The 13,359-nt window shown below is 60.5% G+C and carries 11 protein-coding genes; 4 read left to right on the plus strand and 7 right to left on the minus strand.

Going from position 1 to position 13,359, the window contains the following annotated elements; translation table 11 throughout:
• The first annotated feature begins 199 nt into the window (after positions 1-199).
• The 3 genes from M2427_RS13430 (at position 200) to M2427_RS13440 (ending at position 1,533) form a co-directional block, all read left to right on the plus strand.
• Positions 200-472, plus strand: coding sequence for a hypothetical protein (locus M2427_RS13430; protein ID WP_280706806.1), 273 nt, complete (start codon positions 200-202; stop codon positions 470-472).
• 284 nt (positions 473-756) lie between these two features.
• The gene (locus M2427_RS13435; RefSeq protein ID WP_280706807.1) at positions 757-1,134 is read left to right on the plus strand and encodes a CPBP family intramembrane metalloprotease; all 378 of its coding nucleotides are present in this window, start codon (positions 757-759) and stop codon (positions 1,132-1,134) included.
• 201 nt (positions 1,135-1,335) lie between these two features.
• Positions 1,336-1,533, plus strand: coding sequence for a hypothetical protein (locus M2427_RS13440; RefSeq protein WP_280706811.1), 198 nt, complete (start codon positions 1,336-1,338; stop codon positions 1,531-1,533).
• Between the two features lie 766 nt (positions 1,534-2,299).
• On the opposite strand, the gene M2427_RS13445 is transcribed toward M2427_RS13440, so the two are convergent.
• Positions 2,300-2,635, minus strand: coding sequence for a hypothetical protein (locus tag M2427_RS13445; RefSeq protein ID WP_280706812.1), 336 nt, complete (start codon positions 2,633-2,635; stop codon positions 2,300-2,302).
• Between the two features lie 520 nt (positions 2,636-3,155).
• Positions 3,156-5,024: an alkaline phosphatase family protein gene (locus M2427_RS13450; protein WP_280706813.1), complete on the minus strand. Its 1,869-nt coding sequence runs from the start codon at positions 5,022-5,024 to the stop codon at positions 3,156-3,158.
• A 594-nt stretch (positions 5,025-5,618) separates the two neighbouring features.
• On the opposite strand from M2427_RS13450, the gene M2427_RS13455 reads away from it, so the two are divergent.
• Positions 5,619-7,028: a GSCFA domain-containing protein gene (locus M2427_RS13455; RefSeq protein ID WP_280706814.1), complete on the plus strand. Its 1,410-nt coding sequence runs from the start codon at positions 5,619-5,621 to the stop codon at positions 7,026-7,028.
• A gap of 312 nt (positions 7,029-7,340) precedes the next feature.
• Here M2427_RS13455 and M2427_RS13460 read toward each other — a convergent pair whose 3' ends face one another.
• From M2427_RS13460 to M2427_RS13480, 5 genes are all read right to left on the minus strand, one after another.
• Positions 7,341-8,435 (minus strand): acyltransferase, encoded by a 1,095-nt coding sequence (locus tag M2427_RS13460; RefSeq protein ID WP_280706815.1) that lies wholly within the window; start codon positions 8,433-8,435, stop codon positions 7,341-7,343.
• Positions 8,436-8,600: 165 nt separating this feature from the next.
• On the minus strand, positions 8,601-9,143 hold the full coding sequence (locus M2427_RS13465; protein WP_280706816.1) for a cupin domain-containing protein: 543 nt from the start codon (positions 9,141-9,143) through the stop codon (positions 8,601-8,603).
• Positions 9,144-9,410: 267 nt separating this feature from the next.
• Positions 9,411-10,025 carry an Isoquinoline 1-oxidoreductase subunit gene (locus M2427_RS13470; protein WP_280706818.1) on the minus strand — a complete coding sequence of 205 codons (615 nt, stop codon included), beginning with the start codon at positions 10,023-10,025 and terminating at the stop codon, positions 9,411-9,413.
• Between the two features lie 11 nt (positions 10,026-10,036).
• Positions 10,037-10,561 (minus strand): 2Fe-2S iron-sulfur cluster-binding protein, encoded by a 525-nt coding sequence (locus tag M2427_RS13475; protein WP_280706820.1) that lies wholly within the window; start codon positions 10,559-10,561, stop codon positions 10,037-10,039.
• Entirely contained in the window at positions 10,558-13,329 is a 2,772-nt protein-coding gene (locus M2427_RS13480) for a molybdopterin cofactor-binding domain-containing protein (protein WP_280706821.1), read from the minus strand. The genes M2427_RS13475 and M2427_RS13480 overlap by 4 nt, the downstream gene beginning before the upstream one ends.
• Between the last annotated feature and the right edge of the window lie 30 nt (positions 13,330-13,359).

Consider the following 13,359-nt stretch of genomic DNA (forward strand, 5'->3'; position numbering starts at 1 on the left):
AGTCATTGACGATCGGACCCGACGACATCGGCCGACTGCAATGATTGGCGGCAACGGCCGCTCCCGACCTGTGCGTTTGCACACAACCAAGACCCTCAGCGGACTCGGGGCGCTTCATTCAAAGTTGAGCATTTGATCGCGCGAAAGGTAGATATGTTCGGCTTATGCAACCGAGCGCCCAAGGCTGGACGGAAATCCCATGGCACCACCTCGTATCACCTTAAGTTTGACTGCCGATGGCCTGTTTGAGATGTGGCTCAATCCTGAGCGGCGTGACCTCCTCGTCCAGAGGCTGCAAGCGTTAACAATCGAGAACGAGCACTGCCATCTAAGCCCTGCACCCTTTGCAGAACTTGAAGTCGCCACTAAGGCCTATCGCGAGGGTGACCGGGTGCTTGAGTGGGGCAAAGTCTATTTCAGGACCGACGAGTGGGATGAAAAATACTTTCCGCACGTCGTCAGGCGACCATGAAAGAACATTCCTCCTGCCTCTCAAATGAGTGTGGGTCTAGTCGCCCTGTTCCGCGTTCATTAATTTGGTCTCTCGTCCTAGCCATCACGACGCTAGTTGCGTCACAACTTGTCCGTCTGCATCAACATCAAGCGGCAAGTTGGCTTCTCTGGGACTACGCGGGTCGGATTGCTGCTCTCACTGTTTTGGCGGCTACGCCTTCTGCTCGGGTCGCAGCATTTCGAACCAGTAAACGTCAAATTTACCGATTTGAAATTGTCCTTTGGATACTCGGAATTTGCCTGTTGGATCGTTTTCTCCAGTTGCCGCTTTATCTTCTCGATGCTGCATTCCCTGCAACCGTTCTCGGCGTATATCCAAACTCGACTGGATGGCTAAAATCGTTCGATCTTACTTTTGGTTTGGTGCTGGTTGCGGCCAGCGAAGAAATCTTCTTCCGCCAATACATCTGGCATGGATTTCGGCCTTATCTTGGTAACGATACATTCGCCGTTCTCGCCACGTCAGTTTTGTTCGGCGCATATCACTGGTGGTCCGGCCTTGGCAATGTTCTTTCCGCGACCATCTTTGGCATTTTCTTCATGTTAATGCTGCGGCGATCAAGTGCGCTATGGCCGGTCGTACTTGCACATTATTTGGTAGATTTGATCCACTTCGCTTAACGAGCTTTGTAGTCCGTGAGTTGCGACCGCTTGTGGCCCATCGCTGCCGCATCCACGGCCGAGGATATGTCGGCTGTCAGGCGTAGACCGGGCTTAACTTAAACCGGGTCAAACCGTCGCGATTGACCCAAACCGGAAGTCCGGCATGTTGGTGTGGGCGCTGTGTCGGCTATGATAGTGTCTACCCTTGAAGGGACGATTATGGCTTTCGAGTTTCGGTCCGGCATGAAGATGTACGAAGTCACCTGGGAACGTGACGGAGAGAAGCTGCATGTTGTCAACCTTCATGCGGCGGATGAAGTAGGAGCCATCGTTCGAGCGGAAGAGATATTTGCCGAGCACCCTGAACTCGACTTTGATCGCAATGACACTGTAGTGCGCGTTCGTCTTCTCGTCTGAGGCCCACTTGTGTCCCGAAAGCGGTCCTCGTAATCGGTTATTCAAAGTTGAACATTCCGCCGCACACAGAGTAGATAAAGTTGCCCTATGCAACCGGGGCAGCAACTTTGTTGCAGTCCGTTCTTTGTGCCGCTTGGGATCGGTAGACAAATGAAGCGTCCACGTCCGCAACCGCCAAAAGACGCACCTCCAGACGCGGTATGGTTTGGGGGGCCGATCTCTTGGTTCTCGATTTCGCTGACCGTTCGGGCGGATGACCTCCATCCGGAGCACGTCACTCATCAGCTTGGGGTCGAGCCGACCCATTCACAAGTCAAAGGCCTACCGCGTTCGGCGAGGGCAGACGCACCTCCTGCTAGATTCGGTTCCTGGACGGTTCGTCTAACGTCGGAAGAGACCGACGAATGGGACGTTATGGAAGCGGTTAGAGCAATTATCGCCCGCTTCCCTCAAGCGCCCGCAGTCTGGGAACAGCTACCTGCGGGGGCACAAGTTCGCCTGAGCTTTGGTCTCCACCTCGAAACTAGAAATCAGGGATTTTCGATACCTGCTGACATCCTCAAGTTCGCGGCCGACCGCAACATCGAGCTTGATTTCGACATATACAGTGAGCGAACGGCGACTGTATGAGGACCGCTTCTGGCCCATCTGCGAAGTTGAGCCAGATCTGTCGGAGGTCCGCTCATTGCAGTGGAGCCGACCAGATTTGCTCAATCTGAGTTCTTCGCATTTTGACCCGAACCTGACTCGCGGTCGCTAGTGAGAATCACGGATAGAGCTCCACAAATTCACCGATCGCTCGCGTGGTGGCCTTCATCTTCGTGTCGTAGTCCGGGTCGCTCTTGAACGGTATGGATTGAATGATGACGTCGAGTGCTTTCTTCATGTCTTCGTAGGCTCGAAGCGCATCCTCCTTGTCGGAGAAAAAGCGAGTGTGCACCATCCAATCGTATATGCCGCAGGTGATTGCGAACGGCGCAACCCCGCCGTCACGTTCGAGGGTGATCCTAGCCCCCTCACCGTGTTCCTCATCGAGCAGAATGACACCCGCCTCTGAGCCGGATTGTCCGATCGTTCGTCCTTGATCAAATGACTGCCACATCGAGGTCTCGATCCCCTAAATTGCCGCAGACTGGAATCGACCTGAATCGAGGCGTGCACAAGTCGGCTTGTGGCCCGTGGCTGACCTCACGCCAGAGCGCGGCGATGTCCGCTTGCGAGGGATGACCCGACCAAGACCGTGCCAGCTGCCGAGGGCAGCGATTGACCCACATGGGACATGGACGCCTTGGCCGGTAGACGCGGATTCAAATCAATTTTTGATTGCCATGCCGCCTATTCCTGCGAAAGGCTAATCGCAGACTGGTTACCGAATTTTCCATACGACCACGGCTTACGACATTTCTCCGCCGCAAGGGCGTGCCGCTTGGAAGACGCGCTTTTATGGAGGAATGAAGCAAAATGTAAGGGATGAGCGAGCAGCCCTTTAGCCACGCGGTCATCCGGATCTGCGAGGGCGTCGTTCGACTGATCCACCCACCTGCGGCCCGCCGCGGCGACCGCGGCGGGCTGTCATGATTGATGGCTTGGGTGCGGAGCGCCGCACCTTGAGTCAGCCTTGACTAGCGATCCCGGCCACGGCCGCGGTCGTGATCGTGATCGCCATCACCGTCGTCGTGATCCTCGGCGAATGTGAACAGGTTCATGAGATCGCCGATCGCCGGACGATTGAGCGGGACATAACGATTGTCGTCGCGGTCATGAATCGGATTCGGCAAGTGATCGCGGCTGACGGCCGAGATTTGCGGTAGATTCCAGTTACGTTCGATGAATTTCAGCACTGAGACGTGATCGTAGTAGGTATGATCGACATAACCCGTCTTGGCAAACGGGGACACGACGATGAACGGAATGCGCGTGCCGTCGCCGAAGAAGTCGACCGGCTGCACATAGCCGGAGTCGTAGTAGCCGCCGCCCTCGTCGGTCGTGATGATGATGGCGGTCTTGGCCCAGAGCTGCGTGTTGGCCTTGACCCGATTGATCAGGGTCTTGAGGAACAACTCGTAGAGATCCGATGTCGAATCTGCGGGGTGACCAGCCAGCGCCTCGAATGGGCGGACGAACGACACCGCGGGCAGGGTGTTGTTCTGAACGTCATTCAGGAACGCGCCGTAGTTCTGCAGCTTGGCTTCCTCGGACGGGCTTTTCATGATGCTGAAAAAGCCGGTCAGCGGATCGCAGATGCCGCAATAAAAATGGAACGGCAGCGGCACGCCATCGACGGAGGTTTTGAAGACCGTCGTGTCGTTACCGCGGTCGGAGTTGTAGTATTTCCAAGAAATGCCCTTCGCCGTCATCACGTCGGCAATCGTCGGGGCGCTTTGCGGGGGCAGGGTGAACTTGTCCGAGCCCAGCGCCATGGGTGAGCTGCTGTTCTGGTTCCAGTACATGTTGTAGTTGTTGACGAGATAATAATGGTTCGGCGCACAATTTCTGTGATAAACGCCGTTCTTGGAGAGCTGCTCGGTGACGGAGGCGACGCCGGGCGCATTTGGGTCGGAACAGTTCACGTAGGACCCGCCACCATAGCCGTCCTGTTTGTAGTAGTTGTTGGTGCCTGAAACCGGATCGGGGTTCTCGATCTGATTGGCGTAAGGAACCGCGGCTGAGCCGTCCAGTTTGTCCGGATTGGTGAAGAACGCCGCATGGCCGGTCACCAGAGCCAGGAAGTTGGCGCCCGTGCCGCCCATGATCGCCTGGTGATAATTGTCGCTGATGGCATACTGGTCGGCGAGCGATTTGAAGAATAGCGCATCACCCGGCTGTGCCTTGCCGGATGCGTCGGTGAAGGGGTTCATGTTGTAGAACCCCATGGAGATGGCGCCTTCCATGGGATTGAACCCGCCCGCCGGAAAGGGAGCGCCGTTAGATCCCGTGCCGATGGTCTCTTCAACCCAGACAAACTTGTCGTTCTTGCCGCCATCGATATCTTGCCACATCTGGAAGAACCGGTGCACGGGATCGCCGGTATAGGCGGCGTACGGCACGTATTTGCTGATCTGGAACGGACCGTTGGGCAGGTTTGCCGGGAAGCGCGTGTCGAGCACGTTCTGCGGCAGGCCGGTAGCTAGTGGGGAGGCCCAGGTGGTGTAGGGTTGCGGCAAGGTCGCATACGCGCCTGCGGATGCCGTCTCGGCGTTGTAATGCACTTCGTCGCGGCCGATGCGCTGCTCGGCCTTCTTGAAATGCGGACCCGGCGTGCCGTCTTCGTTGACGATTCCCTTGCTCAGGAGATTGTCGATGGTCTGGCCGGCCTTCGGCTTGTAGGTGCCGAACAGGTTGTCGAAGGTGTGGTTTTCACCGACGATGACAATGACGTGCTCGATCGGTGTCGTAGTTGCTCCGGCAAAGGCCGGTGCGATGCTTCCCGCCGTAAAAATGACGGTTGTCGCGAGGCACAACGATTTGTACCGCCCCGTGTGGTTTTTCATGGTTATCTCCAAAAATGAAAGTTGCGGTTGGTAGCGGGGAATGTTGGGTTCGAACGGTTTTCCGATCCGCCCAACGACTTTCGCCAGCGTGAGTTGCGGCAGGATGTCGGTCGGGAGTCAGATTTGTGAAACGCATGGAGAAGGACGAAAGAGAGCTCGCGTTCAATTCTCTTCGGCTCGGCAGATGGCAGCCGTGCCTGTCCAGCAATCGAAAAACCCGACTTGTCATCAATCTCAAGACTGCAAAAGAAATTTGGGCTGACCGCTTCTGCTATTGGTTGCCCGTGCCGACGTCGGAATTCGAGCAATGTCCATTTTGCGGCCCGCCAGTTTCGGCCAGGCCATGTCGGTGACAAGCAGCCAAAGCTACTGCGACCGAGGCTAGGCCGGACAGGCCCGGTCACCTTGGGCAGCTGGCCGTCCTGCGACCCTGGACGGTCTGCCAGGGGGGGCGGGCACCCCAATTTGGTTAACACTCTCTTTACGCGAATCGGCGCCTGCTGGCGTCCAATCAGCGGGCCTTTCGACCCATCCCAGTTGCGTTTGTACATGCGTGGCCCGGCAATGCATGCCATCGGCAACCAAGGGTGCAATTTGAGCAAGAACGCGAAGGCCTCCGCTCCCAGCAAGCTCGAGGTGTTGACAGGTCAGCTCACCGAGCTCGGCAACAAATATATCGAGGACAAGGACTATATCAGCGCGCAGCTGACCTTCAGGAAGCTGCTGCAGCTGGACAGCAAGGACGTCAACGCGCGCTTCATCTACGCGCATCTCATCGAGGACGGCACTCACAAGAAGCACGCCGAGGCGCGCGATCTGCTGCTGTCGATCCTGGACGACCACCCCGAGATCCTCAACACGCCGACCGAGGACAATCTGAACCTCGTCAGGGGCGCGGCGCTGAGGTGCAGCAATATCGGGCCCAATGACAGGGCCATCGACCTGCTTCGGAAGCTTGCCCGCGCGTCAAATCGCGCCGACGACCATTTTCATCTCAGCGAAGTCCTGACGCGGTGCAACGCCTTCGAAGAGTCGATTGCGAGCCTTCAAAAGGCGATGCAGCTCGATCCCAGGGGATTCGACACCGAGGCGAACAGGGAGACGCTGAAATTTGCCAGGTCGCAGCTGAACAAGGCGACCTCCGGCAGTGCAAAGGACAGCAAGAAGGTCGGTCGCTATCCCGAGACCTCGGATTTCACCGGAGATCTTCGCAAGCTGATCCGCAACCATATCGCGGTCAATCTGAACAGCGCGCCGAAATTCATCGACAAGAGCACGCGCTTCTTCACGATGGGATCGTGCTTCGCCAGGAATCTCTCCAAGAACCTGATCGAGAGCGGCTACACCAGCCACCACATGGAGATCTCGGAGTACATCAACACGACCTTCGCCAACCGGGTGTTCGTGGACTGGCTTCGCGACGCTGATATCGACGAGACCATCAAGGGCAGGTTCGTCGAATTGCTGCCGCCGGGCTGGAGCAAAGAGAACACGCTCCAGGCCATCAAGAGCAGCCATGTGTTCATCCTGACCCTCGGTGTCGCGCCCGCCTTCTTCGACAGGGACACCGGCAGCTTCGTCCTGCCGCGCCCGACCGCGCTGAATTCTCGGGCGCTTGCGGAGAAGTACCTGTACCGGACCACGAGCGTGCAGGAGAACGTCGACAACGTTCTCTACCTCCTCGATTTCGTCAGAAGCGTTGCGCCCGACATCAAGATCGTCGTCACGGTGTCTCCGGTGCCGTTGCAGGCGTCGTTCGAATTCGAGTCCGCCGTGCAGGCCGACTGCCTGTCGAAGAGCACCATGCGGCTGACCGCTCATGAGGTGGTGAACAATTCTGATATCCAGAACATCTTCTACTGGCCGTCGTTCGAGATCTTCCGATGGGCCGGATCGAATGCCGGCGATTTTTACGCGGCCGATGACGGTGCGGCCTGGCACGTCTCCGAGGACAAGGTTTCGAGCACGATCCGGGCGTTCGTGGAGATGTTTTCGCCGACGTGATGGCGGACGTGTAAGCCGCCGACTTAACCTACAGCCGCCGCGATTTGACGAGGCGGACGGCTCCTTTGGCTCCTGCCACGCCACCTGCGACGGCGCACACCAGGATTGCGAGCAGCACGACGGGGTCCAATCGCTGTGGATACCTCCTGGGACATGCCCGAGAAACGATACCCCGATCGCCAGCGCTGCGTAGCCAAGTGCGGCTGCTCCAAGCAAGCAGCCCGCCAAGCCTGCAAGCAGGTCAACCAAAGACGTTCTCAAAATCCTTAGTCGCTGATCGGGACCGTTAGTGAACACTCGCCGGTATTAGGTCTACGCCGTCGCTAACGTCTTTCGGTCCCGCCAGCTCAGAATCGGCCGTTCGAAATAATGATAGAGCCCGGCGGCGAGGACCAGGCAGATGCTCGCATAGAGAACGGCCGAGATGAACGTCGCCACCGAGGCGTGCGGCTCCAGTCGCCAGAACGAATGGATCACGATGATCACGGGAAGGTTGATCAGATAGAGCGCGTACGACCATTTCGACAAGGCGGTCACGCCTGCCGCTGTCCGATAGGGGAGCTGGACACGGCCGACGCCGGCGACGATGAGCAGGGCGACCGACAGCTGCACGAGGTTGAACAGCAATGTTCTGGCGAAGAAGCCGTGATCGAGCTCCGCTTGAGGCTGCGCCAGAACAAGAATCGAAACGGCAAGGATCATCAGGCCCGCCACCAAAAGCGCCGGCTTGTGTGACGGCCTGATCCACCTCATTGCGATATAGGCGAACACGCCGGTCATGATGGCATCAAGCCGGAAGATCGCGACCTTCCGGATTCCCGCTTCCATCGTCGGCTCGAACAGGATGACGGCGCCGATCCTGGTGGCGAGAGAGATCAGGAAGACGAAAGCGCCGGCCGCGATGAAGGTTCGCGTCGAGCGACCATGCAGCTTGCTGAAGGCCATCACGATGAGCGGAAAGAACAGATAGAACAGCTCCTCGATGGCGAGGCTCCAGGACTCCGGAAAGAACGCCGGAATGGGATGCGCGAAGTTCTGCAGGAAAGCAAAGTACGGAGCCAGCGGCGGGAGCCCCGAATTCTGGTAGATCAGGATGTTGAGCCCGAGGAACAAATAGTAGCTCGGCAATGTCCGGATCCAGCGGCGGGCCCAGAAGGTTGGCAGCAAGCTCTGCCAGGGCGCGCCGGACTGGACCTGTTCGAACAGGATGCCCCCGACCAGGAATCCGGAGAGGACGAAGAAGATCTCCACGCCGAGCGTTGCCGTGACATTGGCGAAGACGCTGTCCTCGGGATGCTCGAAGAACCAGCTGCCATGCGAGGCGAGCACGAGGCTGACCGCCAGCGCGCGCAAGAGATCCAGCCATCCATCGCGGCTGCCAGACGGAGGCGATCTATTCTCTTTCACTTAACGACCTGCCAGTGGCGCAAAAAGCGCGCCATTGTCCGTCGCGAGTGGTTACTTTTGTCCTACGAGAAAGGTGAGGCGGAGTTCGTCACGGCAGGGCAGGCGGCTGCTTCCCGGGACATTTCGCGCGAGAGCGTCACCGAGAGCCGATGGGAGCGGCGTGCCTCACACCAAGAGCTCTGTTTTATACTTCGCCGCAAGCGCCTTTGCTCGTTGTATGCGCTCCACCTGCTCGGCCTTGCTGAGGTTCGGCGGTGGCGCGTTACGGCTATCGACGGGATCGCCAACCTCCATGAAGAACTCGTCCTGCCCAGCTGGTGTGCACATGCAGAGCATGCGTGCCGGTTTGTCCGAATTGTTCTTGAAGGCGTGGGGCGCGTTCGCCGGGATGTTTACGGTCGATCCGGCACTCGCCTTATGCACCTTGTCCCGGAAAGTCAGCTCGATCTCGCCGTCCAGGATCGTGAACATCTCCTCGAAGTCGTGACGATGCGGCGGCGGGCCGCCGCCCGGGGGAATGAGCATGTCGACCAGACAGTAGCGGCCGCTTGTATCCTCTCCGCTCACAAGGATCGTGTAGGTCCCGCCCGCCACGGAGACATGACGCAGTTTCGGGTCATCGGGGCTGGCCAAGGTGAGCTTGTTGTTCACATTGTCGGGCGGTATCGCCGCGGAGGGTTGATCGCTCGAATTGACCGTGTTGGCCATCTGACGGCGCTACCTTTCTGATTTGGCTATGTCCGAAAAGTCATGACCGACTCTTGGGACACATTCGACGGACGTCGTGGGAGTACGTACTTCAAGGTCGAAACGCCCTACTATCCGGCGCGCCCATTAGGGGCAGCTCAAGCCGGCAGCATTAAGGCCCTGCGATTGACGTTGCAGCCGGGTCATATCGGTTGACGACGACCAAAAAACTTTCGCGCCCCCTTGGAAATCGAAGCTGATGAGCGCGCAGCATCCCGTCATGCGCCATCACGGCGCCGGACACGCGGCTCCCGTCTTCGCCCACGCCTCCACCAGCGCGCCGGCCTGGGCCTGCGTGCCCGGCACGGGGGAGCGGCCGAAGCCGGGCTTCCAGGCCCAGCCGACAAGGGTGTCCTTGCCGATGTGGTCGATCAGGTCTTCGACCTTGCGGCCGCCGTTGCGGGCGGGGTCGCGGATCTGCTCGCAGATCTCACTGATGCTCTTGCCTTCCCAGGCCATCTCGCGCGGGGCGAGGTGCCATTCGGGATGGCCGGGAATGCGGCCCGGCTCGAAATTGGCCTTCTGGTGGCAGGTGTGGCAGCGCATCGCCGCGGCGCCGTGGCCGTCGGCGCCGCGAGTCACCAATGGTTGATGCGGGTGCGGCGTGTCGCCCTGGCGGGGGCTGTCGCCGGCGGGATGGCAGTTGGTGCAGCGCGGATGCGTCAGCACTTTCCCGAGCTCGGTGAAAATCGCGGCCGAGCGTTTTTCGGTGTCGACGATGTTGGCGAAACTTTCTGGCGAGGCGAGGCCGTGGCTCATTGTGTCCGAGGCGGCGTAGCCTGCGCAGAGGCTGCTCGTGAGGGCTGCCACCGCGACCATCATCTTGAAGCGCGCGTTGATCATCGCTGGCGCATTCATTTGGTGGCGACGAGATAGCGGCTGGAATCGGCGAGGATCACGTCGCGCACCGCCTCGTGGTATTTGATGTAGCCGGTGCAACGGCAGAGATGCCCGTCGAGCGCATCCGCAATCGTCTGCTCCAGCGCATCGCGAGCGACGGGGGTGCGCGCGAGACGTTCGAGCAGCACCTGGCCCTCGTTGAGAAAGCCTGATGTGCAATAGCCGCACTGGAACGCGAAGTGATCGATGAAGGCCTGCTGCAGGGCCGAGAGCTGGCCGCCCTTGGCTTGGCCTTCGACGGTGCGGATCGACTTGCCGTCGAAATTGACGGCGGGCGCGACGCAGGTCGGGCTGGTGTAGCTCGTGCCGTCGGGCTCGTCGACGATGATGGCGCAGCTCAGGCACTGCGCGGCGCCGCAGCCGAACTTGGTGCCGGTCATGCCGAGCATCTCGCGCAGGAGATCGTTCATCGAGAGATCGTCGCGGACGTCCATCGGGCCGTGCTTCTGGCCGTTGATGGTGAGGCTGAGGGTCGTCACGCGAGCACTCCCTTCAGGAGATTGGCAGTCACCGGCAGCGCGCGGAAGCGATGGCCGGTGGCGTCGTGGATGGCGTTGATCAGCGCCGGCACGATCGGGATCATCACGACCTCGGCCATGCCCTTGGGCGCTTCGTCTGCCGTGAGCGGCCTCAGCATCTCGATCTCGAGATCGCGCAAGGGAAGATCCGAGCCGCGCGCGACGAGGTATCGGCCGAGATTCCATTCGCCGTTGCCGGGGCCGCCTTCGAACGGCGGCAATGTTTCCAAGAGCGCGTAGCCGACGCCCATGGCAAAACCGCCATGGGACTGGCCCATCACCACTTCGGGGACGAGCGCGGTGCCGCATTCGAACACGCTGTAGGCCTTGGCGATGCGGACCGCGCCGGTTGCGCGTTCGATCTCGACGCGGACGAGCGTGCCGCACATCGAGGTGTAGGCGGTGCCGATGCGGTTGTTGTCGGTCGGCGGAAACTTGACGCTTGAGCGGTTGATCCGTTCGAACTTGTTGTTGCCGCGGCGGATCGCAAGCGCGTCGATCTCGGCGCGATATTGCTCGCCGAACAGGGGGAAGCGCGCACGCGACCAGGCCCAGCGCGAGAAACTATGCGCGACGGCGCCGGTGACGAAACCGCGCGCATGCGCGGTTGCGGCGAGGGTGGCGAGCGCCAGCGGTTCGAGGCCGGGCATGGTGAGCTGGCCGTTCTGCCAGCTCGCATTTGCGGATTGTCTGGCGCGCGCGTCGGTCTTCGGAATGCGCCACAGCTCCAGTGCAGCGGGCCACAGGCCGAAGCGGAAGATGACGCGGGCGGCTTCGGATGACGAGTGCGTGCCGACATGGGCGCCGATCGAGGCCGAGGTCGCCGAGGAGATCGAAGGCACCCAGCGCGGATTCTTTTCCGCGGCGTCCTGGGTCTTCTGGTCCATGGTGTAGGGATCGCCCGAGGTGACGAGCCCGAGCACCTCGTAGCTGTCGACGCGGGCGACCGAGACCTCGTCGGCAATAGTGCCGAGATGCCCGGCGACGCGGTTCGCCAGCGCCGTGCCGATGCCGTTGCCCATCTCGACATGGTCGCAGAAGATCGCGATTCTGCCGTCGGCGCCGAGTTCGACGCGGCCGAGCGAGCAGTCTGCGCCGGAGCCGTAATCCTTGGTGACGCAGGCCACACCCGTGCCGACCAGGCGGTCGCCCGAGGTTTGCCTGAGGTCGCTGCGCTGCTGCCAGATCGGATGCTTTTCGAGCTTGTCGAGAATTTCCGGCGTGCGCACCGAGACGATGTAGGGATTGCCGGTCATGGTCCGGCCGTTCTGCTTCAGCGCATTGCGGCGGCGAAACTCGATGGGGTCGAGCTTGAGCTCGGAGGCCGCTTCGTCGATCAGCGCTTCGAGCGCGGTCATGGTCTGCAGCGTGCCGTAGCCGCGCATCGAGCCGGCGGTGACGCCGCGCGAATGCAGCGCCGTGGTGGTGACGTCGACCTTGGGGATATCGTAGATGCCGATCGCGCCTGTTGCGGCGACCACCGCGACGTTGGCGGAGAAGTTCTGCAGGCCGCCGCCGTCGAGCACGTGATCGGCGGCGAATGCCTTGATCAGGCCGGTCGAACGATCGATGCCGATGCGCGAGCGCATCTTGATCGGATGGCGTTTGATGCCGCCCTGGAATTGCTGGTAGCGGTCATGCGCCAGCCGCACCGGCTTGCCGGGGAAACAGATCGCAGCCAGCGCGACGTAGAGAATGAACGGCGTGTGGTCGCGGCCGCCAAAGCCGCCGCCGACATGGGCGAACTGCGCGTTGATATGCGAGGGCTTGTAGGGCGCGTGCGCCTTGGCCAGCAGATGCGCGAGCGATTCCGCGGCTTCGTAAGGAGATTGCACGCCGAGCACCAGCTCGAGATTGCCCCCTTGGCCGTTGTACCAGGCGAGCCCGCATTCGGGCTCCAGGAACATCGGGTCGACCGATTGCGTCTCGAACTCGCGGTCGAGCACGAGCAGTGAGGCATTGTCCGCGGCCAATTCAGCGCGGATCTGGTCGCCGAGCTTTGCGGCCTTGACGTAGTCATCAGGCATGTCCTTCGCGAGCGGCGACCACACCGGAAGTGCTGCGTTCTGCACCTTCTTCGGTGAGACCCAGCCGGCCTGGATCGGCGAATAGACATCGGGCTTGTCGGGCGAGGGACCCGCAACGCGGGTGAAGCGGTAGGAGCCGTAATCGGGCGCGATCACGGGCCCGGTCTCTTCACCAAATTTTACGAATGTGCCGTCGCGCAGCACCAGGCGGGCCTGGTCGAAGGCGTCGAATTTTTCGTAGATCAGCAGCGCGACCGGCTGGCCCAGATAGAGCGGCGTCTTGCCGGGCGGGCAGAACAGATCGCCGGCGTAGAACTCCGGGACTTGCGTGCCGATACGGTCGAGATCGCTCGCCGTGACGATGACGGAAGGCTTGAGCGGGCCTGCGAGGCGGGCGAGGTCCATGCCGGTATAGACATGCGTGGCGTCGTTGGCGCGGACCAGGATCGCGTGCGAGGTGGTCTGCGGCCATCCCGGCATGTCATTGGCGCGGAAGTCGGAGGCGTAGAGCTTTGCGCCGGTGACTTTGGCGACGCCATCGACGCGGCCTGCGCCCTTGGTCGCGGGATTGAAATTGCCGCGTCCCGGCAACGTCTCATGGGTTGCGAAGGGCGCGTTTGCCGCCGAAGCCAGGTGCGACAGGCTGACCGAGATGCCACCCGCCGATATCAACTTCACGAACTCGCGTCGCGAAGGCCGCATGATCTCATCCTTGTACAAGGTTCTCTCGGG

The organism is Bradyrhizobium sp. BR13661, assembly GCF_029892425.1.
In the GTDB taxonomy this organism is placed as follows: Bacteria; Pseudomonadota; Alphaproteobacteria; order Rhizobiales; family Xanthobacteraceae; genus Bradyrhizobium.